The sequence below is a fragment of the Virgibacillus sp. LDC1 genome (assembly GCF_025792345.1).
GTDB classification, from domain to species: Bacteria; Bacillota; Bacilli; order Paenibacillales; family Paenibacillaceae; genus Paenibacillus_AQ; species Paenibacillus_AQ lautus.
This window is the reverse complement of sequence record NZ_JAOXLZ010000009.1, coordinates 14,855-37,279: the sequence shown is the minus strand read 5'-3', so window position 1 is coordinate 37,279 and position 22,425 is coordinate 14,855. Positions and strand designations below refer to the sequence as shown.

General features: G+C 47.1%; 34 protein-coding genes. All 34 read left to right on the top strand.

The genetic code is table 11. From position 1 onward, the window contains the following. Window positions 1–29 precede the first annotated feature (29 nt). The 34 genes from rpoC to rpsM all read left to right on the top strand — a co-directional run bounded on the left by rpoC (window position 30) and on the right by rpsM (window position 22,423). Window positions 30–3,644 (top strand): DNA-directed RNA polymerase subunit beta', encoded by a 3,615-nt coding sequence (rpoC, locus tag OHJ21_RS32005; protein WP_100541552.1) that lies wholly within the window; start codon window positions 30–32, stop codon window positions 3,642–3,644. Between the two features lie 168 nt (window positions 3,645–3,812). After that, window positions 3,813–4,064, top strand: a complete 252-nt coding sequence (locus OHJ21_RS32000) for a ribosomal L7Ae/L30e/S12e/Gadd45 family protein (RefSeq protein ID WP_006212931.1) — start codon at window positions 3,813–3,815, stop codon at window positions 4,062–4,064. Window positions 4,065–4,204: 140 nt separating this feature from the next. Continuing rightward, window positions 4,205–4,624, top strand: a complete 420-nt coding sequence (gene rpsL, locus OHJ21_RS31995; protein WP_006212930.1) for a 30S ribosomal protein S12 — start codon at window positions 4,205–4,207, stop codon at window positions 4,622–4,624. Between the two features lie 53 nt (window positions 4,625–4,677). Then, the gene (gene rpsG / locus OHJ21_RS31990) at window positions 4,678–5,148 is read left to right on the top strand and encodes a 30S ribosomal protein S7 (RefSeq protein WP_006212929.1); all 471 of its coding nucleotides are present in this window, start codon (window positions 4,678–4,680) and stop codon (window positions 5,146–5,148) included. Between the two features lie 48 nt (window positions 5,149–5,196). Further along, window positions 5,197–7,278 (top strand): elongation factor G, encoded by a 2,082-nt coding sequence (gene fusA / locus OHJ21_RS31985; protein ID WP_486022319.1) that lies wholly within the window; start codon window positions 5,197–5,199, stop codon window positions 7,276–7,278. A 95-nt stretch (window positions 7,279–7,373) separates the two neighbouring features. Further along, window positions 7,374–8,564, top strand: a complete 1,191-nt coding sequence (gene tuf, locus OHJ21_RS31980; RefSeq protein WP_100541550.1) for an elongation factor Tu — start codon at window positions 7,374–7,376, stop codon at window positions 8,562–8,564. Between the two features lie 457 nt (window positions 8,565–9,021). Beyond that, window positions 9,022–9,330, top strand: coding sequence for a 30S ribosomal protein S10 (rpsJ, locus tag OHJ21_RS31975; RefSeq protein WP_009589214.1), 309 nt, complete (start codon window positions 9,022–9,024; stop codon window positions 9,328–9,330). Between the two features lie 41 nt (window positions 9,331–9,371). Then, entirely contained in the window at window positions 9,372–9,995 is a 624-nt protein-coding gene (rplC, locus tag OHJ21_RS31970) for a 50S ribosomal protein L3 (protein WP_009589211.1), read from the top strand. Window positions 9,996–10,021: 26 nt separating this feature from the next. Beyond that, the gene (gene rplD, locus OHJ21_RS31965; protein ID WP_009589231.1) at window positions 10,022–10,645 is read left to right on the top strand and encodes a 50S ribosomal protein L4; all 624 of its coding nucleotides are present in this window, start codon (window positions 10,022–10,024) and stop codon (window positions 10,643–10,645) included. Next, on the top strand, window positions 10,645–10,938 hold the full coding sequence (rplW, locus tag OHJ21_RS31960) for a 50S ribosomal protein L23 (RefSeq protein ID WP_100541549.1): 294 nt from the start codon (window positions 10,645–10,647) through the stop codon (window positions 10,936–10,938). Before rplD ends, rplW begins: the two co-directional genes overlap by 1 nt. A 29-nt stretch (window positions 10,939–10,967) precedes the next feature. Next, window positions 10,968–11,798: a 50S ribosomal protein L2 gene (gene rplB / locus OHJ21_RS31955; protein ID WP_006212918.1), complete on the top strand. Its 831-nt coding sequence runs from the start codon at window positions 10,968–10,970 to the stop codon at window positions 11,796–11,798. A gap of 73 nt (window positions 11,799–11,871) precedes the next feature. Next, window positions 11,872–12,147 carry a 30S ribosomal protein S19 gene (rpsS, locus tag OHJ21_RS31950; RefSeq protein ID WP_023964919.1) on the top strand — a complete coding sequence of 92 codons (276 nt, stop codon included), beginning with the start codon at window positions 11,872–11,874 and terminating at the stop codon, window positions 12,145–12,147. A 36-nt stretch (window positions 12,148–12,183) separates the two neighbouring features. Continuing rightward, the gene (gene rplV / locus OHJ21_RS31945) at window positions 12,184–12,516 is read left to right on the top strand and encodes a 50S ribosomal protein L22 (RefSeq protein WP_015737624.1); all 333 of its coding nucleotides are present in this window, start codon (window positions 12,184–12,186) and stop codon (window positions 12,514–12,516) included. A 13-nt stretch (window positions 12,517–12,529) separates the two neighbouring features. Beyond that, entirely contained in the window at window positions 12,530–13,195 is a 666-nt protein-coding gene (gene rpsC, locus OHJ21_RS31940; RefSeq protein WP_006212915.1) for a 30S ribosomal protein S3, read from the top strand. A gap of 2 nt (window positions 13,196–13,197) precedes the next feature. Beyond that, window positions 13,198–13,632, top strand: coding sequence for a 50S ribosomal protein L16 (gene rplP / locus OHJ21_RS31935; protein WP_009589221.1), 435 nt, complete (start codon window positions 13,198–13,200; stop codon window positions 13,630–13,632). Continuing rightward, entirely contained in the window at window positions 13,622–13,819 is a 198-nt protein-coding gene (gene rpmC, locus OHJ21_RS31930; protein WP_007132561.1) for a 50S ribosomal protein L29, read from the top strand. The genes rplP and rpmC overlap by 11 nt, the downstream gene beginning before the upstream one ends. Window positions 13,820–13,864: 45 nt before the next feature. After that, window positions 13,865–14,131 (top strand): 30S ribosomal protein S17, encoded by a 267-nt coding sequence (rpsQ, locus tag OHJ21_RS31925; protein ID WP_009589223.1) that lies wholly within the window; start codon window positions 13,865–13,867, stop codon window positions 14,129–14,131. Between the two features lie 36 nt (window positions 14,132–14,167). After that, the gene (rplN, locus tag OHJ21_RS31920) at window positions 14,168–14,536 is read left to right on the top strand and encodes a 50S ribosomal protein L14 (protein WP_006212911.1); all 369 of its coding nucleotides are present in this window, start codon (window positions 14,168–14,170) and stop codon (window positions 14,534–14,536) included. Window positions 14,537–14,613: 77 nt separating this feature from the next. Beyond that, entirely contained in the window at window positions 14,614–14,970 is a 357-nt protein-coding gene (rplX, locus tag OHJ21_RS31915) for a 50S ribosomal protein L24 (protein ID WP_006212910.1), read from the top strand. A gap of 28 nt (window positions 14,971–14,998) precedes the next feature. Continuing rightward, window positions 14,999–15,541, top strand: a complete 543-nt coding sequence (gene rplE, locus OHJ21_RS31910; protein ID WP_007132558.1) for a 50S ribosomal protein L5 — start codon at window positions 14,999–15,001, stop codon at window positions 15,539–15,541. A gap of 46 nt (window positions 15,542–15,587) precedes the next feature. Then, on the top strand, window positions 15,588–15,773 hold the full coding sequence (locus OHJ21_RS31905) for a type Z 30S ribosomal protein S14 (RefSeq protein ID WP_074961883.1): 186 nt from the start codon (window positions 15,588–15,590) through the stop codon (window positions 15,771–15,773). Window positions 15,774–15,806: 33 nt separating this feature from the next. Then, window positions 15,807–16,205: a 30S ribosomal protein S8 gene (gene rpsH, locus OHJ21_RS31900; RefSeq protein ID WP_006212908.1), complete on the top strand. Its 399-nt coding sequence runs from the start codon at window positions 15,807–15,809 to the stop codon at window positions 16,203–16,205. Between the two features lie 29 nt (window positions 16,206–16,234). After that, the gene (gene rplF / locus OHJ21_RS31895; protein ID WP_071221018.1) at window positions 16,235–16,777 is read left to right on the top strand and encodes a 50S ribosomal protein L6; all 543 of its coding nucleotides are present in this window, start codon (window positions 16,235–16,237) and stop codon (window positions 16,775–16,777) included. Window positions 16,778–16,888: 111 nt separating this feature from the next. Beyond that, window positions 16,889–17,257 carry a 50S ribosomal protein L18 gene (rplR, locus tag OHJ21_RS31890; protein WP_071221017.1) on the top strand — a complete coding sequence of 123 codons (369 nt, stop codon included), beginning with the start codon at window positions 16,889–16,891 and terminating at the stop codon, window positions 17,255–17,257. 26 nt (window positions 17,258–17,283) lie between these two features. Beyond that, window positions 17,284–17,781 carry a 30S ribosomal protein S5 gene (gene rpsE, locus OHJ21_RS31885; RefSeq protein ID WP_009589212.1) on the top strand — a complete coding sequence of 166 codons (498 nt, stop codon included), beginning with the start codon at window positions 17,284–17,286 and terminating at the stop codon, window positions 17,779–17,781. Window positions 17,782–17,793: 12 nt separating this feature from the next. After that, complete coding sequence (rpmD, locus tag OHJ21_RS31880) at window positions 17,794–17,979, top strand: 50S ribosomal protein L30 (RefSeq protein WP_006212904.1); 186 nt, start codon at window positions 17,794–17,796, stop codon at window positions 17,977–17,979. Window positions 17,980–18,025: 46 nt separating this feature from the next. Then, on the top strand, window positions 18,026–18,466 hold the full coding sequence (gene rplO, locus OHJ21_RS31875; RefSeq protein ID WP_006212903.1) for a 50S ribosomal protein L15: 441 nt from the start codon (window positions 18,026–18,028) through the stop codon (window positions 18,464–18,466). After that, complete coding sequence (gene secY / locus OHJ21_RS31870) at window positions 18,466–19,764, top strand: preprotein translocase subunit SecY (protein ID WP_100541548.1); 1,299 nt, start codon at window positions 18,466–18,468, stop codon at window positions 19,762–19,764. The genes rplO and secY overlap by 1 nt, the downstream gene beginning before the upstream one ends. An 89-nt stretch (window positions 19,765–19,853) precedes the next feature. Continuing rightward, window positions 19,854–20,498 carry an adenylate kinase gene (locus tag OHJ21_RS31865; protein WP_486022312.1) on the top strand — a complete coding sequence of 215 codons (645 nt, stop codon included), beginning with the start codon at window positions 19,854–19,856 and terminating at the stop codon, window positions 20,496–20,498. Window positions 20,499–20,503: 5 nt separating this feature from the next. After that, window positions 20,504–21,256, top strand: coding sequence for a type I methionyl aminopeptidase (gene map / locus OHJ21_RS31860; protein WP_006212900.1), 753 nt, complete (start codon window positions 20,504–20,506; stop codon window positions 21,254–21,256). A gap of 9 nt (window positions 21,257–21,265) precedes the next feature. Continuing rightward, window positions 21,266–21,571 (top strand): KOW domain-containing RNA-binding protein, encoded by a 306-nt coding sequence (locus OHJ21_RS31855; RefSeq protein ID WP_100541546.1) that lies wholly within the window; start codon window positions 21,266–21,268, stop codon window positions 21,569–21,571. A gap of 2 nt (window positions 21,572–21,573) precedes the next feature. Continuing rightward, complete coding sequence (infA, locus tag OHJ21_RS31850) at window positions 21,574–21,789, top strand: translation initiation factor IF-1 (protein ID WP_006212898.1); 216 nt, start codon at window positions 21,574–21,576, stop codon at window positions 21,787–21,789. A 131-nt stretch (window positions 21,790–21,920) separates the two neighbouring features. Then, window positions 21,921–22,034: a 50S ribosomal protein L36 gene (rpmJ, locus tag OHJ21_RS31845; protein WP_003333770.1), complete on the top strand. Its 114-nt coding sequence runs from the start codon at window positions 21,921–21,923 to the stop codon at window positions 22,032–22,034. A 20-nt stretch (window positions 22,035–22,054) separates the two neighbouring features. Continuing rightward, window positions 22,055–22,423 (top strand): 30S ribosomal protein S13, encoded by a 369-nt coding sequence (gene rpsM / locus OHJ21_RS31840; RefSeq protein WP_006212897.1) that lies wholly within the window; start codon window positions 22,055–22,057, stop codon window positions 22,421–22,423. Window positions 22,424–22,425 lie beyond the last annotated feature (2 nt).

Genomic DNA, 22,425 nt, shown 5'->3' with positions numbered 1-22,425 from the left:
AATAGGACTAGGTTGAGGAGGGTTGCTCCTTGTTGGACGTTAACAATTTTGAGTACATGAAAATCGGTCTTGCTTCACCGGAAAAAATTCGCTCTTGGTCTCGCGGAGAGGTGAAGAAGCCGGAAACGATTAACTACCGTACATTGAAGCCGGAGAAAGAAGGCCTGTTCTGTGAACGGATTTTCGGTCCGCAGAAGGACTGGGAATGTCATTGCGGTAAGTATAAGCGTGTCCGTTATAAAGGAGTAGTCTGCGATCGCTGTGGCGTTGAAGTAACACGCGCTAAAGTCCGTCGTGAACGGATGGGCCATATCGAGCTTGCGGCTCCTGTATCGCATATTTGGTATTTCAAAGGCATTCCAAGCCGTATGGGTCTGGCTCTGGATATGTCCCCAAGATCTCTGGAAGAGATCATTTACTTCGCATCTTATGTTGTAACCGATCCAGGAGATACACCGCTGGAGAAGAAGCAGCTGTTGTCCGAGAAGGAATATCGCAGCTATCGTGAGAAGTACGGCTACGGATTCCAGGCCGGCATGGGTGCTGAAGCGGTTAAGAAGCTTCTTCAAGACATCGATGTTGACAAAGAGCTTGAGTTCCTTAAGGAAGAACTGCGCACTGCACAGGGTCAGCGCCGCAACCGGGCCATCAAACGCCTGGAAGTGATTGAGGCGTTCCGTAACTCCGGCAACAATCCGGAGTGGATGATCATGGATGTGCTGCCGGTCATTCCGCCGGAGCTTCGCCCGATGGTTCAACTTGATGGTGGACGCTTTGCGACCTCCGACTTGAACGATCTGTACCGTCGTGTCATTAACCGGAACAACCGTCTGAAAAGACTGCTGGATCTCGGCGCGCCGGATATTATCGTACAGAACGAGAAGCGCATGCTGCAGGAAGCTGTCGATGCATTGATCGATAACGGCCGTCGCGGTCGTCCGGTCACAGGCCCAGGTAACCGTCCGCTTAAATCCCTCAGCCACATGCTGAAAGGTAAACAAGGACGTTTCCGTCAGAACTTGCTCGGTAAACGGGTTGACTATTCCGGTCGTTCCGTTATCGTTGTAGGTCCTTACCTGAAAATGTACCAGTGCGGTCTGCCTAAGAAAATGGCGCTTGAGCTCTTCAAGCCGTTCGTTATGAAAGAACTGGTCAACAAAGGCCTGGCTCATAATATCAAGAGTGCGAAACGCAAAGTAGAACGTGTAAGTCCAGAAGTATGGGATGTGCTCGAAGAGGTCATTAAAGAGCATCCGGTTCTTCTGAACCGTGCACCGACGCTTCACAGACTCGGTATTCAAGCATTTGAACCGATTCTGGTTGAGGGCCATGCGATCCGTCTCCATCCGCTCGTATGTACAGCATATAACGCTGACTTTGACGGTGACCAAATGGCGGTTCACGTTCCTTTGTCCGCTGAAGCTCAAGCTGAAGCGCGTCTGTTGATGCTGGCATCGGGTAACATTCTGAACCCGAAAGACGGCAAGCCGGTTGTTACGCCGTCTCAGGATATGGTACTGGGTTCCTTCTATCTAACGATGGATAACAAGGAAGAGAAAGGTACCGGCATGATTCTGGGCAGCGTGAACGAAGCGGTTTCCGCTTATCAGCGTGAAGCAGCCGGTCTGCATGCACGCGTAGCGATTCCGGTTAAAGCCCTGGGCAAGACCAGCTTTACGGAAAAACAGCAGGATGCGATTTTGGTTACGACGATCGGCCGGATTATCTTTAACGAGATTTTCCCTGCCAGCTTCCCTTACATCAATGAAGCGACTCGTACGAACTTGCTGCAAGGCACGCCTGAGAAGTATTTCGTATACGAGAAGGGCGCAGATATTCAAAAAGTGATTCAGGAACTGCCAATCAGCGGTGCTGTTGGTAAGGAATATCTGGGTTCCATCATTGCACGCTGCTTCGAAACGTACCATACCACGGAAACCTCTGTGATTTTGGATAAAATCAAGCAGCTCGGTTTCACCTACTCTACTCGTGCAGGCGTAACCGTTGCGGTATCCGACGTTATCGTACCTGACGAGAAGAATGAAATTCTGAAAGAGTCCGACGAGAAGGTTAAAGTGGTAACGAACCAATATCGCCGCGGCTTGATTACGAATGAAGAACGTTATGACCGTGTTATCGATATCTGGTCCAAGACCAAGGACGATATTACGGATGTACTCATGAAATCGATGGACCGCTTTAACTCCATCATGCTCATGGTTGATTCGAAAGCACGTGGTAACAAATCGCAGATCACTCAGCTCGGCGGTATGCGGGGTCTGATGGCGAACCCGTCGGGACGTATCATCGAACTCCCAATCAAATCGAACTTCCGTGAAGGACTGACGGTACTCGAGTACTTCCTGTCCACGCACGGTGCGCGTAAAGGACTTGCCGATACAGCGCTTCGTACCGCTGACTCCGGTTACTTGACTCGTCGACTTGTTGACGTAGCCCAGGATGTTATCGTTCGCGAAGATGAGTGCAGCACGGATAAAGGCTTTACGGTTAGCCGTATTCAGGACGGTAAAGAAGTTATCGAGGATCTCTATGACCGTATTGAGGGACGTTATGCATTTGAAACCGTCCGTCATCCGGAAACGAAAGAGATCATCGTAAATCGTAACGAATTGATTGACTCCGACAAAGCTGAAGAAATCGTAGCAGCTGGCGTTGAGAAGCTTCAAATCCGTTCCATCTTGAGCTGTCGTGCACGTTATGGCGTCTGCAAAAAATGTTACGGTCGTAACCTGGCTACTGGTAAGCATGTTGAGATTGGTGAAGCGGTTGGTATTATCGCGGCTCAATCCATCGGCGAACCGGGAACACAGCTCACGATGCGTACGTTCCACACAGGCGGCGTTGCCGGTGATGATATTACGCAAGGTCTTCCGCGTATCCAGGAGCTCTTTGAAGCCCGTAATCCTAAAGGTCAAGCGACCATTAGTGAGATCGACGGCGTGGTTAAAGAGATCCGCGAAACGAAAGACCGTCGTGAAATCGAAATACAAGGTGAAGCTGAGACTAAGGTTTACGCGGTTACCTATGGCTCCCGTCTGCGCGTAAGCGAAGGCAAGCAAATTGAAGCTGGGGATGAACTGACCGATGGTTCCATTGATCCGAAGGAAATGCTTCGCATCAAAGGTATCCGTGGCGTGCAGAACTACATCCTACAGGAAGTACAACGCGTATACCGTAACCAAGGCGTAGAAATTAACGATAAACACGTTGAAGTTATGATCAGACAGATGCTGCGTAAATTCCGTATCGTTGATGCGGGAGATACGAACCTGCTGCCAGGCTCCTTCGTGGATATGCATGAATACGAAGCAGCAAATAAAGATGCTATTCTCTCCGGGAAAGAACCTGCGGTTGCCAAACCGGTTCTCCTCGGGATTACAAAAGCATCTCTTGAAACCGATTCGTTCTTGTCAGCAGCCTCCTTCCAGGAGACGACTCGCGTGTTGACTGACGCTGCCATTAAAGGTAAAGTCGATCAGCTGCTTGGTCTGAAAGAGAATGTTATCATCGGTAAACTGATCCCTGCAGGTACCGGTATGAACCGTTATCGCAGCGTGAAGTTCACGGGACAAAACGATGTGAATGACGAAAGTCAGGAACTCGAAACAGCTTCTATAGATTAAGAGACAGTCAGGTGATGGGGAATTTCCGTATCTTAAGATGCGGAAGCTCTCCGTCCCAAAGTTTCTTTTTTCCTCATTTAATAGCTTGACATCGATTAGGGCAGATGCTAATATAGCAAAGGTGCGTGAATAGTTTCTTTGTTCCCTGTTCTTTTGGAGGAATGACTTGTGTCTAATGATAAAGGATTACAGGATGCACACATCAAGATTGGCACCAAACAAACGATGAAGGCCGTTGAATCCGGTTTGGCTGCAGAGGTTTATGTGGCCGAAGATTGCGACCAACGTTTGATTTCAAAAGTCGTATCCGAGTGTGATAAGAATGGCGTGCATATCAACTATGTACCCACGATGATAGAGCTTGGAGAAGCATGCGGTATTGAAGTTGGTGCAGCTATGGTAGCTGTCTTGAAATCATGATTTGAGAAATCGTTTTTGTTGGAGAAGACGTTACTTCTCTCGGCAAAAACTTTTCATTTGTTCTTTTATGAACCGCCTGGGTCTGTGGACTTAAACGGGGTTTGTAATCGAATGATAAATACGGGAAGGGGGTGGCTAGCATGCCAACAATTAACCAACTGGTTCGCAAGGGCCGTCAAGCCAAAGTTTACAAATCGAAATCTCCAGCTCTTCAAAAAGGTTTTAACGCTTTGAAACGTGAGGAGACCGACTTGAGCGCTCCGCAAAAACGCGGTGTATGCACTCGTGTAGGTACAATGACGCCAAAAAAACCGAACTCCGCACTTCGTAAATATGCTCGTGTTCGCTTGACGAACCGCATTGAGGTGACGGCTTACATTCCGGGTATCGGACATAACTTGCAAGAGCACAGTGTTGTATTGGTTCGCGGTGGACGGGTAAAAGACCTTCCGGGTGTACGTTACCATATCGTTCGCGGCGCACTTGATACCGCTGGTGTAAACAACCGGATGCAAGCTCGTTCCAAATACGGCACGAAGCGTCCTAAAGCAAAAAGCTAATTGATGCTCATGTTTTCGTAACATGACTCATGACTGAAGAAAGGGGGATATCCATGCCACGCAAAGGTCCAGTAACTAAAAGAGACGTGCTGCCAGATCCAGTGTATAACAGCAAGCTGGTAACTCGTCTGATCAACCGCATCATGTTGGATGGTAAAAGAGGTGTTGCTCAAAGCATCCTTTACAATTCATTCAACATCATCAAGGAACGTACTGGTAATGATCCGATGGAAGTGTTTGAAGCAGCTATCAAGAACATCATGCCAGTATTGGAAGTAAAAGCTCGTCGTGTCGGCGGTGCTAACTACCAGGTTCCAATCGAAGTTAAACCAGAGAGACGTACATCCCTTGGATTACGTTGGCTCGTAAACTACTCCCGCAACCGCGGCGAGAAAACCATGGAAGAGCGTTTGGCGGCTGAGATCATCGATGCTTCCAACAACACAGGCGCTTCCGTTAAGAAACGCGAAGATACACACAAAATGGCTGAAGCGAACAAAGCGTTTGCTCACTACCGTTGGTAGGATCCAGCAACTAATTAATACTTCTAATTTTGAAGGGAGACTATTCGCATGGCGACAAGAGAGTTCTCCTTGAAAAATACACGTAATATCGGGATCATGGCGCATATTGACGCTGGTAAAACGACCACTACAGAGCGGATTTTGTTCTATACAGGCCGTACGCACAAAATCGGGGAAGTTCACGAGGGTGCAGCTACAATGGACTGGATGGAGCAGGAGCAGGAGCGCGGTATCACGATTACATCCGCTGCGACTACCGCTTCTTGGAAGGGTCATCGCGTTAATATTATCGACACCCCGGGGCACGTTGACTTCACAGTAGAAGTTGAACGTTCCCTTCGTGTATTGGATGGGGCAGTAGGTGTATTCAGTGCGAAAGAGGGCGTTGAACCTCAGTCGGAGACGGTTTGGAGACAAGCAGACCGTTATGGAGTTCCGCGGATCGCATACGTAAACAAAATGGATATTATCGGTGCCGACTACTTGAACGTAGTTAAAGATATGAGAGAGCGTCTGCAAGCGAATGCGGTAGCGATTCAGCTTCCGATCGGTGCAGAGAATGATTTCATTGGCATCATCGATATTGTCGAGGAAAAAGCTTATATGTATAAGGATGACCTCGGTCAAAATATCGAAGAAACCGAAATTCCAGCAGAATTCAAGGATCAAGTGGAAGAGCTTCGCAACGAGTTGGTTGAGAAGGTAGCAGAACTTGACGAAGACTTGACAATGAAATATCTTGAAGGTGAAGAAATCACCATCGCTGAGTTGAAAGCTGCTCTGCGTAAAGGTGTTGTCGAAGTTAAGATCTTCCCGGTTATCTGTGGATCTTCTTACCGTAACAAAGGTGTTCAGTTGATGCTTGATGCCGTAATCGATTATTTGCCGGCTCCAACTGACGTTCCAGACATCAAGGGTACCCTTGAAGACGGAACTGAAGCTATTCGGCATTCTTCCGATGAAGAGCCGTTCTCGGCTTTGGCATTCAAAATCGCTACGGACCCTTATGTTGGTAAGCTGACATTCTTCCGCGTATATTCCGGTGTACTGCAATCCGGCTCTTACGTACTGAATGCAACTAAAGGCAAGCGTGAGCGCATTGGTCGTATCCTTCAAATGCATGCGAACAGCCGTCAAGAAATTTCCGAAGTATTCGCCGGAGATATCGCAGCTGCCGTAGGTTTGAAAGATACGGGTACAGGTGATACACTATGTGATGAGAAAAACCCGGTTATCTTGGAGTCCATGAACTTCCCTGATCCGGTTATCGAAATCGCAGTTGAGCCTAAAACAAAAGCTGACCAAGATAAAATGGGTGTGGCTCTCGGTAAGTTGACTGAAGAGGATCCAACTCTTCGTGCGCATACTGATGAAGAAACAGGCCAAACGATCCTGGCAGGTATGGGTGAGCTTCACTTGGACATCATCATCGACCGTATGCGTCGTGAGTTCAAGGTAGAAACTAACGTGGGTAAACCACAGGTAGCTTACCGCGAAACATTCCGTACACCAGCTCGCGTTGAAGGTAAATTCGTTCGTCAGTCCGGTGGTCGTGGACAATACGGTCACGTATGGGTTGAGTTCGAACCTCTGGAACCAGGTAGCGGTAACCAATTCGACAGCAAAGTTGTCGGTGGTTCGGTACCAAGAGAATACATTGGTCCTGCACAGCAAGGTATTGAAGAGCAAATGAAGAACGGTGTACTCGCCGGCTTCCCGCTTGTTGACGTTAAAGCAACGATCGTCGACGGTTCGTACCATGATGTTGACTCCAATGAAATGGCGTTTAAAATCGCCGGTTCCATGGCTTTGAAAGCAGCTAAAGACAAGTGTAAGCCTGTCCTGCTTGAGCCAATCATGAAAGTTGAAGTTACCGTGCCTGAGGAATACATGGGCGACGTAATGGGTATGCTGAACTCCCGCCGTGGACGTATCGAAGGTATGGACTCCCGTGGTGGTACTCAAATTATCCGTGCGAAAGTGCCTCTTTCCGAAATGTTCGGTTACTCCACTACCCTTCGCTCCGGTACACAAGGACGCGGTGTGTTCTCCATGGAACTCTCCCACTACGAAGAAGTTCCTAAGAATATCTCCGATGAAATTGTGTCCAAGATCAAAGGCGGAGAGTAATAACGTTTTACCTGCTGGATAGGAGGCGGGACCAACATCCCGTTAACTCCGCTTCCGGCCTAACATATATATCCCCTTAAGGAGGAATTGTTCAAATGGCAAAGGCTAAATACGAACGTACGAAACCCCATGTTAACATCGGTACTATCGGTCACGTTGACCATGGTAAAACAACTTTGACAGCTGCAATCACATCTGTATTGTCCAAAACTTACGGTGGTGCTGCAATGTCTTTCGACCAAATCGACAAAGCTCCAGAAGAGCGCGAGCGCGGTATCACAATTTCGACTTCCCACGTTGAATACGAAACTGATACTCGTCACTATGCACACGTTGACTGCCCAGGTCACGCTGACTATGTTAAAAACATGATCACTGGTGCTGCTCAAATGGACGGAGCGATCCTGGTTGTATCCGCAGCTGACGGCCCAATGCCGCAAACTCGCGAGCACATCCTGTTGTCCCGCCAAGTAGGCGTTCCTTACATCGTTGTATTCTTGAACAAATGCGACATGGTTGAAGACGAAGAGCTCTTGGAATTGGTTGAGATGGAAGTTCGCGACCTGCTGAGCGAGTATGACTTCCCAGGCGACGACACTCCGATCACTCGTGGTTCCGCTCGTGAAGCTCTGCAAAACCCAGAAGGCGAATGGGCACAAAAAATCGTTGAAATGTTCAAAACAATCGACGAGTACATCCCATTGCCTGAGCGCGACACTGACAAGCCTTTCTTGATGCCTGTCGAGGACGTATTCTCCATCACTGGTCGCGGTACCGTTGCTACAGGTCGTGTAGAGCGTGGTACGATCAAAGTTGGTGACGAGATCGAAATCGTTGGTATCGCTGAAGAAACTAAGAAATCCGTTGTTACGGGCGTTGAGATGTTCCGTAAATTGCTGGATTCCGCACAAGCTGGTGACAACATCGGTGCATTGCTTCGTGGTGTTGAGCGTACTCAAATCGAGCGCGGTCAAGTACTTGCTAAGCCTGCTTCCGTTAAACCACACACAGAGTTCACAGCTCAAGTATACGTACTTAGCAAAGAAGAAGGCGGACGTCATAAGCCTTTCTTCACTGGCTACCGTCCACAGTTCTACTTCCGTACTACGGACGTAACTGGTGTGATCAACTTGCCAGAGGGTTCTGAAATGGTTATGCCTGGTGATAACATCACTGTAACGGTTAACCTGATCAACCCAATCGCGATTGAAGAAGGAACTAAATTCTCCATTCGTGAAGGCGGCCGTACCGTAGGTGCTGGTTCCGTTGCTACCATCATTAAATAATTAAGGCTTACGAATAGCCTTGAATATAGCAACAGTGTATTGTAACGAGCAACAATGTGATGTCCTGATAAAAGAGTCTGGTCCTTTGGATCAGGCTCTTTTTCTATTGGACTCAGCCCAAATTACCTGTTTACAATCTCTGGTGGATGTCAGCACTTAGATTCGGGACAATCTATTATATAGAAGAAAGATCTCGGTACAATATGATATGCGGAAACGATGGAATCTATTAACCAAGTCCTGCAACTTCCGGTTAAAGATGCAAATACATATTAATTATGAATTAGTGCTTGCAATACGCCTATCTTTTATATATAATAGTGAATGTTGTTCTGCGACGTTGCGATGATGCGAGAGGTTACCGACACACCCGGCCCCTTTGCCATGAGGCAGGTGGTTGGAAAATTTTCGCGGAGTATGTCCGATACCAAATTGGGCGATAGAAGGAGGGAATAAAATGGCAAAGCAAAAAATTCGTATTCGCTTGAAAGCATACGACCACAGAGTTCTTGATCAATCCGCTGAGAAAATTGTTGAGACAGCAAAACGTTCGGGTGCTGGTGTATCCGGTCCGATCCCGCTTCCAACTGAGAAACAAGTAATTACCATTCTCCGTGCGGTACACAAGTATAAGGATTCTCGGGAACAGTTCGAAATGCGTACACATAAACGCTTGATCGACATCGTGAACCCGACTCCACAAACTGTGGATGCCTTGATGCGCTTGGACCTGCCGTCCGGTGTAGATATCGAAATCAAACTGTAAGCATTGCATAACGAATTAGAGAAGAGAAAAGAGGTGTCAACATGAAAGGTATCTTAGGTAGAAAGCTCGGAATGACTCAAGTGTTTACCCCTGAGGGTGTTGTAATTCCTGTAACGGTTATCGAAGCAGGTCCTTGTGTTGTTCTTCAAAAGAAAGATCTGGAAAACGACGGATACGAAGCGATTCAAGTCGGTTTCTCTGATAAGAAAGAGAACAGATCTAACAAACCAGAAGCAGGCCATGCGAAAAAAGCAAACACTGCGCCTAAGCGCTACGTTCGCGAAATTCGCGGTGTTGACCTCGCGAGTGTCGAGGTTGGACAAGAGCTGAAGGCTGATGTCTTCGCAGAAGGCGAATTTGTTGACGTAACGGGTATTTCCAAGGGTAAAGGTTTCCAAGGTGTAATCAAACGTTGGGGCCAAAGCCGCGGACCAATGTCTCACGGTTCCCGTTATCACCGTAGACCAGGTTCCATGGGTTCGATCCAGGCAAACCGTGTTCCTAAAGGAAAACGCCTGCCAGGTCACATGGGCAATGAGACAGTTACGATTCAAAAGCTCGAGGTTGTTAAAGTCGATGCAGAGCGTAACGTAATCCTTGTAAAAGGCTCCATTCCTGGACCTAAAAAAGGTTTTGTTCAAATCAAAGAAACGGTGAAGAAATAATCGCCTAAAGAAAGGAGGAACAAACAATGCCTAAAGTAGCACTTTATAATGTCAGCGGTAGCCAAGTTGGCGAAGTAGAATTGAATGAAGCTGTATTCGGCATCGAGCCGAACGCACACGTACTGCACAGCGCAGTATTGCTGCAGCGCGCTTCCCTTCGTCGCGGTACCCACAAAGTAAAGGGACGTTCTGAAGTACGCGGCGGCGGACGTAAGCCTTGGAAACAAAAAGGTACTGGCCGTGCTCGTCAAGGTTCGATCCGTTCTCCACAATGGAAAGGCGGCGGCGTGGTATTTGGACCGACTCCGCGCAGCTACACATTTAAACTTCCTAAGAAAGTTCGTCGTTTGGCTATCAAATCCGCTTTGTCTTCCAAAGTGATTGACAACGCAATTATCGTATTGGATCAATTGACGCTGAATACGCCGAAAACGAAAGAGTTTGCTAACATTCTTAGCAACCTGAAAGTAGGCCGTAAAGCTCTGATCGTTGCTCCAAGCTATGATGATAATGTAGCCCTTTCCGCACGTAATATTCCTGGTGTGAAATTCGTAGCGGCTGACGGCATTAATGTTCTTGACGTACTGTCGTACGATCAACTGATCATTACGAAGGAAGCAGTTCAGAAGGTAGAGGAGGTGCTCGCGTAATGAAAGACCCACGCGATATAATCAAGCGCCCGGTGATCACGGAACGTACGGCTGACTACATGGCAGAGCTGAAATATGCTTTTGAAGTGGATATCCGTGCTAACAAGACCGAGATCAAGCAAGCTGTCGAAGCTATTTTTAAAGTTAAAGTATCGAACGTGAATACGATGCGTGTCCCTGCTAAACCAAAGCGTTATGGCCGTTATTCCGGTTACACAACCGAATGGAAAAAGGCAATCGTGACTTTGGCTCCAGACAGCAAACCGCTCGAGTTCTTTGAATCGGTTGAATAAGAATTTTTTAAGTAAGGAGGGAAAATTCAGTGCCTATTAAAAAGTATAAACCGACATCCCCGGCTCGACGCAACATGTCCGTGTCGACTTTCGAAGAAATCACCACGAATCAGCCGGAGAAATCGTTGCTGGCTCCGCTGAGCAAAACAGCTGGCCGTAACAACCAAGGTAAAATTACGGTTCGTCACCATGGCGGCGGACACAAACGTAAATACCGTATCATCGACTTCAAACGGAATAAAGACGGCATTCCAGGTCGCGTTGCTACAATCGAATACGACCCGAACCGTACTTCCAACATCGCTCTGATTCACTATGTAGATGGTGAAAAGCGTTATATCATCGCTCCTAAAGGTCTGAAAGTTGGAGACCAAGTAGTATCTGGAGTAGGTGCTGACATCAAGATCGGTAACGCACTTCCACTGGAAAACATTCCGGTAGGTACCGTTATCCACAACATTGAATTGAAACCAGGTAAAGGCGGACAATTGGTTCGTGCTGCTGGTACAGAAGCTCAACTTCTCGGTAAAGAAGATAAGTACGTAACTGTTCGTCTTTCTTCCGGTGAAGTTCGCCGCATCCTGAAAGTTTGCCGTGCAACCATTGGTTCTGTGGGTAACCAAGACCATGAGTTGATCAAAATCGGTAAAGCTGGTCGTAGCCGCTGGCTTGGACAACGCCCTGAAGTACGTGGTGTGGTAATGAACCCTAACGATCACCCTCACGGTGGTGGTGAAGGCCGCGCTCCAATCGGACGTAAATCGCCTATGTCTCCATGGGGTAAACCAACCCTTGGTTACAAAACACGTAAAAAAGGTAAAGCTTCTGACAAATATATCGTTCGCCGCCGCACGAAGTAATGCGCGATTAAGTGCATAACTTCGTGACAGGCTCGAAGGTAACGAGACAATTTGGTGAAGGGAGGATTTCAATATGAGCCGTAGTTTGAAAAAAGGACCTTTTATTGACGGATATCTGCTCAAAAAAGTGGAGGACATGAACAGCGCAAGCAAAAAGGCTGTGATCAAAACCTGGTCCCGCCGCTCCACTATTTTCCCGCAATTTATCGGTCACACGTTCGGAGTATACGATGGCCGTAAGCATGTACCTGTATATGTAACAGAGGACATGGTAGGACACAAGTTGGGTGAGTTTGCTCCAACTCGTACTTACAAAGGTCATGAAGATGATAAGAAAACAAGAAGATAATTAATGAAGCTCTTTGTTTGAGAGGAGGTTAAACATATGGAAGCAAAAGCACATGCTAGATCGATTCGTATTGCTCCTCGTAAAGCTCAACTCGTTGTTGACTTGATCCGCGGTAAGCAAGTCGGCGAAGCGATCGCAATTCTTCGTCACACTCCGAAAGCTGCATCTCCGGTTGTTGAGAAGCTTTTGAACTCGGCTATCGCAAACGCTGAGCATAACTACTCTTTGGATGTAACTAAATTGGTTGTGACGCAAGCTTATGTCAACCAGGGACCGACTATGAAACGTTTCCGCCCGCGTGCGATGGGACGTGCAAGCCGGATCAATAAACGCACCAGCCACATTACTTTGGTGGTAGCTGAAAAATAAGGAGGGAAAACGTGTGGGCCAAAAGGTAAATCCAGTAGGACTCCGTATCGGTATTATCCGTGATTGGGAATCCAAATGGTATGCAGGCAAAGACTTCGGTGATCTTTTGCTGGAAGACGTGAAAATCCGTGAATACCTGAAAAATAAATTGAAAGACTCCGCTGTATCCCGTATTGAAATCGAGAGAGCGGCTAATCGTGTGAACGTGACGATCCACACTGCGAAGCCAGGTATGGTTATCGGTAAAGGTGGTTCCGAAGTAGAAGTACTGCGCGGACAAGTGACTAAAATTGCCGGCGGTAAAAAAGTTCACATCAACATTTCTGAAATCAAAAACCCTGAACTGGACGCTATTCTTGTTGCTGAAAGCATTGCACAACAGTTGGAACGTCGTGTATCTTTCCGTCGTGCACTGAAACAAGCGATTCAAAGAACTATGCGCTCTGGAGCAAAAGGGATTAAAACATCGGTCAGCGGACGTCTTGGCGGAGCCGAGATTGCTCGTACGGAAGGCTACAGTGAAGGAACTGTTCCACTTCATACGCTTCGTGCAGACATCGACTATGGTACAGCAGAAGCGCATACGACTTACGGCCGTATCGGCGTGAAAGTATGGATCTATCGTGGAGAGGTTCTTCCTACGGCTAAGAAACAAGCTGCTCAGGAAGGAGGCAACTAATCATGTTGGTACCAAAACGTGTAAAACACCGCAAACAACAGCGCGGCCATATGAGAGGTCAAGCTAAAGGCGGTACTGAACTGAACTTCGGCGAATTCGGTCTGCAAGCTACAGAACCAGGCTGGATCACGAACCGTCAGATCGAAGCTGCTCGTATCGCGATGACTCGTTACATCCGTCGTGGCGGTAAAGTATGGATCAAGATTTTCCCAGATAAGCCGATTACTCAAAAGCCTCTCGAAGTGCGGATGGGTAGCGGTAAAGGTAACGTTGAGAAATGGGTTGCCGTTGTAAAACCAGGCAAGATCATGTTTGAACTTGGAGGCGTGTCCGAGGAAATCGCCCGCGAAGCGATGCGTCTCGCCGCTCACAAGCTGCCTGTTAAAACGAAGTTTGTGAAACGTGAAGAAGTGGGTGGTGAAGCAAATGAAAGCTAATGAACTGCGCAACTTAACCACTGCAGAAATCGAGCAAAAAATCGCCGGATTTAAAGAGGAACTCTTTAACCTCCGTTTTCAATTGGCCACAGGCCAGCTTGACAACCCGACTCGGATCCGTGACGTTCGCAAAGAAATAGCTCGTGCTAAAACCGTTATCCGTGAAAGAGAACTTGGGATTAGTTAATGAAACAGAAACGTCGTGTTCTGTATTCAGGAAGGAGGCTAACAAATGAGCGAAGAACGCAATGCTCGTAAAGTGCAAATTGGTAAAGTTGTCAGCGATAAAATGGATAAAACCATTGTTGTAGCTGTTGAAACTTATAAGAAGCATGACTTGTATCACAAACGCATTAAATACACGAAAAAATTTAAAGCGCATGATGAGAACAATCAAGCTCAAATCGGAGATACCGTTAAAATCATGGAAACTCGCCCTCTCTCCAAAGACAAGCGCTGGAGATTGGTAGAAGTGGTTGAAAAAGCGGTTATCATCTAAGATATGATCAGTTTTTGATGGAAGGAGGAAATTTAAATGATTCAACCATTTACACGTTTAGCTGTTGCTGACAACTCCGGTGCGAAGGAACTGATGTGTATCCGCGTATTGGGTGGTACTGGTCGTCGTACAGCTCAAATCGGTGATTTGATCGTATGTTCCGTCAAACAAGCAACACCAGGCGGCGTTGTCAAAAAGGGTGATGTAGTAAGAGCGGTAGTCGTTCGTACGAAACGTTCTGTACGTCGTAAAGACGGATCTTACATCTCATTTGACGAGAATGCAGCTGTTGTTGTTAAAGACGACAGAAGCCCACGCGGAACTCGTATTTTCGGACCAGTTGCTCGCGAACTTCGCGAAAGAGACTACATGAAAATCGTTTCCTTGGCTCCGGAAGTAATCTAATAACACCCCAAAAAGTGACGTAACTTTTCGGGAACCCGATAAATAGTTGAACTGGCTAGTCATAGGAGGTGTAACGAATGCCTAAAGTGAAAAAAGTTCTGGAATCCCATAGCAACAAACTGCACGTGAAAAAAGATGATACAGTTATCGTCATCAGCGGTAAAGACAAAGGCAAAAAAGGCCGTGTCATCGCAGCGTACCCTCGTGAAAATCGTGTTTTGGTTGAAGGTGTGAACATGATCAAGAAGCACCAGAAGCCAAACCAAATGAACCCACAAGGCGGTATCATCGAGAAGGAAGCTCCGATCCATGTATCGAACGTTATGCACGTTGATCCGAAGAGCGGAAAAGTAACCCGTATCGGTTACAAAGTACTGGACAACGGCAAAAAAGTTCGCGTAGCAAAAAGATCCGGAGAAGTTATCGATAAATAAGACGGTTTAGAAAGGAGGTCCTTGAATCATGGCAGCAAGAATGAAAGAACGTTTTTTGAACGAAGTAACTCCTGCTCTGATGCAGAAGTTTAGCTATAAGACAGTAATGCAAGTACCAAAAATCGAGAAGGTTGTCATCAACATGGGTGTAGGTGACGCTGTAGCTAACTCAAAGGTGCTTGATTCCGCTGTGAACGACATGCAGCTGATTGCTGGTCAAAAACCGGTTATCACCCGTGCGAAGAAATCTATCGCGGGATTCAAACTGCGTGAGAACATGCCAATCGGTGTGAAGGTAACATTGCGCGGTGAGCGTATGTACTACTTCCTCGACAAGCTGTTCAACGTTACACTTCCACGTGTACGTGACTTTCAAGGCGTGTCCACCAAAGCATTTGACGGACGCGGTAACTATACGCTCGGTCTGAAAGAGCAACTCATTTTCCCTGAAATTGAGTATGACAAAGTGGATAAAGTTCGCGGTATGGATATCGTTATCGTAACGACTGCTAAAACCGACGAAGAATCCCGTGAACTGCTTGCTCAACTGGGCATGCCTTTCGCGAAATAAGACGGTTGTCCTTTTCTCCGAAACTATTTAGGAGGTGTCAGGCTAAGTGGCAAAAACTTCGATGAAAGTTAAACAACAACGTACACCGAAATACAAAGTACGGGCATATACCCGTTGTGAACGTTGTGGTCGCCCACATTCGGTACTGCAGAAGTTTAAAATTTGCAGAATTTGTTTCCGTGAATTAGCTTATAAAGGCCAGATTCCTGGCGTGAAAAAAGCAAGCTGGTAAGAAGTTTATAAACGGGAAGGAGGTTTATCCTACATGACTATGTCCGATCCAATTGCAGATATGCTAACTCGTATTCGTAACGCGAACACGGTTCGCCACGAAACAGTAGAAATGCCTGCTTCGACGATTAAAAAACAAATCGCTGACATTTTGAAGCGTGAAGGCTTCATCCGTGATGCAGAGTTTGTGGAAGACAATAAACAAGGGATCATTCGTGTATTCCTGAAATATGGCTCCAACAACGAACGTGTAATCACAGGTCTGAAAAGAATCAGCAAACCAGGTCTTCGCGTTTACACGAAGAGCAACGAAGTACCTCGCGTACTTGGTGGTTTGGGTATTGCGATCATCTCCACGTCTAAGGGAGTTATGACCGACAAAGAAGCTCGTCAATCCAAAGCTGGCGGAGAAGTTCTCTGCTACGTATGGTAATCAACGTCACAAGATAGGAGGTGTAATGAATGTCCCGTATTGGTCGTAAACCAATTGCTATTCCAAACGGTGTGGAAGTCACACTGGATAACACTGTAATCACTGTTAAAGGACCTAAAGGTACCTTGACTCGTGAACTGCATAAAGACATGCAAATTACAGTAGAAAACAACGAGATCAATGTTGTTCGTCCTTCCGACAACAAAACACATCGCTCTCTTCACGGCACGACCCGCAGCGTTGTCTCGAATATGGTCAACGGTGTAACTGAAGGATTCTCGAAAAACCTTGAGTTGGTAGGTGTCGGATACCGTGCAAGCAAATCCGGAGATAAAATCGTTCTGAACGTGGGTTACTCCCACCCAGTTGAAATTACACCGGAGCCAGGTATTGAGTTCGACGTACCGGCAAACACGAAAATCACGGTTCGCGGTATCGATAAAGAGCGCGTAGGTGCATACGCTGCTAAGATTCGTTCCGTACGTGAGCCTGAGCCATACAAAGGTAAAGGTATTAAATACGAAGGTGAACGCATTATCCGTAAGGAAGGTAAAGCTGGTAAGAAGAAATAAGTTAGTTAACCGGGGATTCACTTGGTGGATAACTTACTTCTTCTCCCATACTTACCCGATGCGTCTAAAAGTGAAGCTCTTAAGGCAAAACTGAAGGGAGGAAATGGAAGCATGATCACGAAACAAGACAAGAACAAAGCTCGTCTGAAAAGACACCTGCGTGTCCGTAAGAAAATCCAAGGCACAGCAGAACGTCCACGTCTGAACGTGTTCCGTTCTTCGAAACACATCTATGCTCAATTGATCGACGACGTGGCTGGCGTGACTTTGGCATCAGCTTCTACGCTGGATAAAGAACTGGCTAACGACATCAAGAACGGCGGAAGCGTTGAATCCGCTCGTAAAGTCGGCGAACTCGTTGCAAAACGTGCTGCAGACAAAGGTTACAAAGTGATCGTATTCGATCGTGGTGGCTACTTGTATCATGGACGTATTCAAGCACTTGCAGAGGCAGCTCGCGAGGCAGGCCTTGAATTCTAAGATATTTTCAAAAGGAGGTAAACGACTTGCGTGTAGATCCTAACACTTTAGAACTGACTGAAAGAGTAGTAAACATTAACCGCGTTGCTAAAGTTGTAAAAGGCGGACGTCGCTTTAGCTTTAGCGCACTGGTAGTTGTCGGTGATGGCAAAGGTTGGGTAGGAGCAGGTATCGGTAAAGCAGGCGAAGTACCGGATGCAATCCGCAAAGGTATTGAAGATGCTAAGAAAAACCTGATTCACATTCCACTTGTTGGAACAACTATTCCTCACCTCGTAACAGGTCACTTCGGAGCAGGCCGAGTATTGTTGAAGCCGGCATCTGAAGGTACTGGAGTTATCGCTGGCGGACCGGTTCGTGCAGTACTTGAACTGGCTGGCGTAGGCGACATTTTGACAAAATCTCTAGGTTCTTCGAACTCCATGAACATGGTCAATGCGACTTTGGAAGGGTTGTCCCGCCTGAAGCGTGTTGAAGATGTTGCCAAGCTTCGCGGCAAATCCGTCGAAGAGCTGTTGGGTTAAGGAGGGAATCTCATGGCTAAACTTGAAATCACCCTCGTACGCAGCGTGATTGGTCGTCCAGAGGATCAGCGTGCAACCGTGAAAACACTCGGACTTCGCAAAATCAACCATTCCGTGGTTCAAAGCGACAATGCTGCAATTCGCGGAATGATCAAGAAAGTAAATCACCTGGTTTCTGTTAAAGAAATCGAAGGTTAATCCCGGGCAGTTTATTCCCGGACATATTAAGGAGGTGCAACGAACGATGAAGTTACATGAGCTGAGCCCAGCACCTGGATCCCGCAAAGAACGCAAGCGCGTTGGACGCGGTACTAGTAGCGGTACGGGTAAAACGTCGGGTCGCGGTCACAAAGGACAAAACTCTCGTTCCGGCGGTGGTGTACGTCCAGGCTTCGAAGGTGGACAGAACCCATTGTATCGTCGTCTTCCGAAGCGCGGTTTCGTAAACCCAACTCGGAAAGAGTACGCGATTGTGAACATCGAAGAACTTAACAGCTTTGCAGCAGGTACTGAAGTGACTCCAGAAGTTTTGGTTGAGAGCGGTATTGTTAACAATACAAAGAGCGGAATCAAAATTCTTGGCAACGGTGAAGTTACCGTTTCTTTGACTGTAAAAGCTAATAAGTTTTCTCAATCTGCGGTAGAGAAGATCGAGGCTGCCGGCGGTAAAACCGAGGTGATCTAATGTTTAAGACCCTGAAAAATATATGGCGTGTGGATGACCTTCGCAAGCGTATCTTGTTCACCTTATTCGTTCTGATCATCTTCCGTATTGGATCATTTGTTCCGGTTCCCGGTGTTAACAAAGATGTTTTTACCCAGACGAATCAGGCAGGCAATGAGTTGTTCGGTCTTCTTAACACGTTCTCGGGGGGCGCACTATCGCAGTTTTCGATCTTCGCCCTTTCGATATTTCCATATATTACTTCGTCCATTATCGTACAGTTGCTATCGATGGACGTCATTCCAAAGTTTGCGGAATGGAACAAACAAGGGGAACACGGGAAGAAGCAGTTGGCTCAAATTACTCGTTATGGTACGGTAATATTGGGTTTGATTCAGGCGTTCGGTATGTCCGTCGGGTTTAACCGCCTGTATGGTGCCGAAATGGTTCCTGGAGCAACCTTTATCGACTTTGTTGTTATCGCGATCGTGCTTACTGCAGGTACATCATTCTTGATGTGGCTCGGTGAACAGATTACGGAACGCGGAATCGGTAACGGTATTTCGATCATTATCTTTGCTGGTATCGCTGCTGGTATTCCAATGCACATTCGGACAACGATTGAATCGAACTTCATTCAGGATGGTCAAGTGTTTATGAACATTCTGAAGGGTGTTATCATCCTTCTGATTTTGATTTTGATCATTACCGGCGTTGTATTCATTCAGCAAGGTATCCGTAAGATTCCGGTTCAATACGCGAAGCGTGTTGTAGGAAACAAAATGTACGGCGGACAGAACACACACATTCCACTCAAGATTAACGGAGCAGGCGTTATTCCGGTAATCTTTGCGATGTCATTGCTGCAATTCCCGGTTATCCTCGCCAGCTTCTGGGCACACATGAATTGGGCAAAGTGGATTACGGCGAACCTGGCTTATGACAGCCCGCTTGGAATGGTACTGTATGTACTCATGATCATTGGTTTCACGTTCTTCTACACCTTCGTGCAGATGAACCCGAACCAAATGGCTGATAATATGAAGAAGAACGGCGGCTATGTACCGGGCATTCGTCCTGGTAAAGCTACCGAGAAGTATCTGACTCGGGTTATGACCCGTTTGACCATGACAGGAGCATTGTTCCTGGCCGTGATCTCCGTGCTTCCGGTGTTCTTTGGATCACTTGCAGGTCTTCCTCGTACAGTTCAGATTGGTGGTACGTCCCTCTTGATCGTGGTCGGTGTTGCACTGGATACGATGAAGCAGATCGAAAGCCAACTGATCAAACGTCACTACAAAGGTTTTATCAATAAATAGGCGATAGGTTCCGGCGAGTGGTCTGTATCGCTTCCCGGCGCCTATTGTGTTGTTCTTGCTAGTCAATCAAGGGGAGGGAGTGACGTAAGGTGAACATCTTATTCATGGGTCCTCCTGGGGCAGGAAAAGGGACGCAAGCAGAAAACATCGTGAATGAATTCGGTATTCCTCATATTTCAACAGGCGATGCATTTCGTCTGGCGATCAAACAAGGAACTCCCATCGGGATTAAAGCGAAGGAATTCATGGATCAGGGGCTGCTGGTACCGGATGACGTAACGATTGGTATTGTGGAGGAGCGTTTGCAGCAGTCCGATTGCGAAAAAGGTTTTTTATTGGACGGTTTTCCAAGAACCCTTTCGCAAGCGGAAGCGCTGGATGAGATTCTCGCCCGCTTGAATACTGGTCTCGATCACGTCATCAACCTGAAAGTTGATCGGGAAAAGCTTCTGGCTCGCCTTACCGGCCGCCGGATTTGCAAAAACTGTGGTTCGACTTATCATGTGATCTTTAATCCTCCTAAACAGGAAGGCATTTGTGATAAATGCGGCGGCGAATTGTACCAGCGCTCCGATGATAACGAAGAGAGCGTCGGCATTCGTTTAGACGAATATATCAACAAAACAGCACCACTCCTCACGTTTTATGAGAACAAAGGTCTTTTGCGTCAAATCGATGGTGATCAGGAAATCGACGCGGTTTCATCACAAATTGCGTCTACACTGAGAGGTTAAGTATAATGATCATTTGTAAATCCGAAACGGAACTGAGCTTGATGAGAGAGGCAGGAAGGATCGTGGCGGAATGCCACAAACTCCTTGCCGCTCATGTAGAACCGGGCATTACGACCGGGGAGCTTGACCTTATGGCCGACAAGTTCATTCGAAGCCAAGGCGCTGTGCCATCTTTTAAAGGCTACAACGGATTTCCTTCCAGCATTTGCGCATCAGTCAACGAAGAATTGGTGCATGGATTTCCAGGCAAACGCAAATTAATCGAGGGCGATATCGTTACGTTTGATATCGGTGCACAGTACCAGGGTTACCATGGTGACTCGGCATGGACCTACGCTGTAGGAGAAATTTCCGAAGAAGCCCAGCGTCTGCTGGACGTAACGGAAGGATCGCTCTATGCTGGACTTGCGCTAATCAAACCCGATGTCCGCTTGTTTACAATCTCTCATGCCATACAGCGTCACATCGAGGATGCAGGGTTCTCTGTCGTCCGGGAATACGTTGGTCATGGTGTGGGTACCGATCTGCATGAGGATCCGCAAATTCCGAACTATGGCATCCCAGACCGCGGACCAAGACTCAAACCGGGCATGGTGCTCGCGATCGAGCCGATGGTCAATGCGGGTAAACGGAATGTCAAGACGCTGGAAGACAACTGGACGGTTGTAACGGTAGACGGCTCACTATGTGCTCACTTCGAGCATACGGTAGCAGTCACGCCGGATGGCATGGAAATTTTGACGAAGCTGCCGGAATAGGGTGATAACATGAATAATGAAGTCATGCTTCAACCCGGTCAGATTGTTAAGATACTGAAAGGTAGAGATGCCGGACAGTATGCCGTTATCGTTTCGATTGAGGACAGCAGGTTCGTGTTGATTGCGGATGGGGACAAACGCAAGTTTGACGGGGCCAAGAAGAAGAATGTTCTTCATCTTGAACCTCAATCCTACATTAGCAGTGAAGTGGTAAACAGTTTGCAAGAAAGCGGTCGGGTTACAAACGGTAAACTGCGTTTCGCACTGGACCGGTTTGTATCCGATAAATCCAAGGCAGATCAGAAAGGAGACTAACTGTGGCTAAAGAAGATGTCATTGAAGTCGAAGGAACGGTCATTGAGCCGTTGCCGAATGCTACCTTTAAAGTCGAGCTGGAGAATGGTCATCAGATTCTCGCTCATGTTTCCGGAAAGCTGCGGATGCACTTTATCCGTATCCTTACAGGAGACAAAGTGGTTGTTCAACTCTCGCCGTATGATTTAACCAAAGGTCGTATCACGTACCGTAAATAGATTCAAGGTTCCCCTGGGGAATCAAGGAAAGCTGCGAAGCGGTTTTACTGACGTAAAACTCAGCAGCGGTAACAAACTACTTTAGTTTCGAAGCTGGTTTTACAATGTAAAACTTGGAGGAGGTAATTAGCATGAAGGTAAGACCTTCTGTAAAGCCTATTTGCGAAAAATGCAAAGTCATTCGCCGCAAAGGGAACGTAATGGTTATCTGTGAAAATCCGAAACACAAACAAAAACAAGGTTAAAGAAGGGGGTGTAGCGTAAAATGGCTCGTATAGCTGGTGTGGATTTGCCACGTGACAAACGCGTTGAGATCGCCTTGACTTACATTTTCGGAATCGGTAAAACGACTTCCCAGAAAGTACTGAAAGAAACTGGAATCAATGCAGACACTCGTGTCCGTGATTTGACAGAAGATGAAGTCAGCAAATTGCGCGAAACGATCGATGGTATGGTTAAGGTAGAAGGTGACCTGCGTCGTGAAATTTCCTTAAATATTAAACGTCTCACGGAGATCGGCTGCTACCGCGGTATTCGTCACCGTCGTGGATTGCCTGTTCGTGGTCAACGTACTAAAACGAATGCTCGTACACGTAAAGGTCCTCGTCGTACCGTAGCGAACAAGAAGAAATAAGA

Excerpts from the sequence above, each read along its gene's own strand:
- rplE (WP_007132558.1), top strand. The coding sequence starts at position 14,999 with ATGGCAGCAAGAATGAAAGAACGTTTTTTGAACGAAGTAACTCCTGCT.
- rplX (WP_006212910.1), top strand. The coding sequence starts at position 14,614 with ATGCCTAAAGTGAAAAAAGTTCTGGAATCCCATAGCAACAAACTGCAC.
- rpsG (WP_006212929.1), top strand. The coding sequence starts at position 4,678 with ATGCCACGCAAAGGTCCAGTAACTAAAAGAGACGTGCTGCCAGATCCA.
- tuf (WP_100541550.1), top strand. The coding sequence starts at position 7,374 with ATGGCAAAGGCTAAATACGAACGTACGAAACCCCATGTTAACATCGGT.
- rplO (WP_006212903.1), top strand. The coding sequence starts at position 18,026 with ATGAAGTTACATGAGCTGAGCCCAGCACCTGGATCCCGCAAAGAACGC.
- rplP (WP_009589221.1), top strand. The coding sequence starts at position 13,198 with ATGTTGGTACCAAAACGTGTAAAACACCGCAAACAACAGCGCGGCCAT.
- rpmC (WP_007132561.1), top strand. The coding sequence starts at position 13,622 with ATGAAAGCTAATGAACTGCGCAACTTAACCACTGCAGAAATCGAGCAA.
- secY (WP_100541548.1), top strand. The coding sequence starts at position 18,466 with ATGTTTAAGACCCTGAAAAATATATGGCGTGTGGATGACCTTCGCAAG.
- rplF (WP_071221018.1), top strand. The coding sequence starts at position 16,235 with ATGTCCCGTATTGGTCGTAAACCAATTGCTATTCCAAACGGTGTGGAA.
- rpsM (WP_006212897.1), top strand. The coding sequence starts at position 22,055 with ATGGCTCGTATAGCTGGTGTGGATTTGCCACGTGACAAACGCGTTGAG.
- rpmD (WP_006212904.1), top strand. The coding sequence starts at position 17,794 with ATGGCTAAACTTGAAATCACCCTCGTACGCAGCGTGATTGGTCGTCCA.
- fusA (WP_486022319.1), top strand. The coding sequence starts at position 5,197 with ATGGCGACAAGAGAGTTCTCCTTGAAAAATACACGTAATATCGGGATC.
- rplD (WP_009589231.1), top strand. The coding sequence starts at position 10,022 with ATGCCTAAAGTAGCACTTTATAATGTCAGCGGTAGCCAAGTTGGCGAA.
- rplV (WP_015737624.1), top strand. The coding sequence starts at position 12,184 with ATGGAAGCAAAAGCACATGCTAGATCGATTCGTATTGCTCCTCGTAAA.
- rpsH (WP_006212908.1), top strand. The coding sequence starts at position 15,807 with ATGACTATGTCCGATCCAATTGCAGATATGCTAACTCGTATTCGTAAC.
- rpsQ (WP_009589223.1), top strand. The coding sequence starts at position 13,865 with ATGAGCGAAGAACGCAATGCTCGTAAAGTGCAAATTGGTAAAGTTGTC.
- rplR (WP_071221017.1), top strand. The coding sequence starts at position 16,889 with ATGATCACGAAACAAGACAAGAACAAAGCTCGTCTGAAAAGACACCTG.
- map (WP_006212900.1), top strand. The coding sequence starts at position 20,504 with ATGATCATTTGTAAATCCGAAACGGAACTGAGCTTGATGAGAGAGGCA.
- rplW (WP_100541549.1), top strand. The coding sequence starts at position 10,645 with ATGAAAGACCCACGCGATATAATCAAGCGCCCGGTGATCACGGAACGT.
- rplN (WP_006212911.1), top strand. The coding sequence starts at position 14,168 with ATGATTCAACCATTTACACGTTTAGCTGTTGCTGACAACTCCGGTGCG.
- rpsS (WP_023964919.1), top strand. The coding sequence starts at position 11,872 with ATGAGCCGTAGTTTGAAAAAAGGACCTTTTATTGACGGATATCTGCTC.
- rpsL (WP_006212930.1), top strand. The coding sequence starts at position 4,205 with ATGCCAACAATTAACCAACTGGTTCGCAAGGGCCGTCAAGCCAAAGTT.
- rplC (WP_009589211.1), top strand. The coding sequence starts at position 9,372 with ATGAAAGGTATCTTAGGTAGAAAGCTCGGAATGACTCAAGTGTTTACC.
- rpmJ (WP_003333770.1), top strand. The coding sequence starts at position 21,921 with ATGAAGGTAAGACCTTCTGTAAAGCCTATTTGCGAAAAATGCAAAGTC.
- OHJ21_RS31855 (WP_100541546.1), top strand. The coding sequence starts at position 21,266 with ATGAATAATGAAGTCATGCTTCAACCCGGTCAGATTGTTAAGATACTG.
- rpsJ (WP_009589214.1), top strand. The coding sequence starts at position 9,022 with ATGGCAAAGCAAAAAATTCGTATTCGCTTGAAAGCATACGACCACAGA.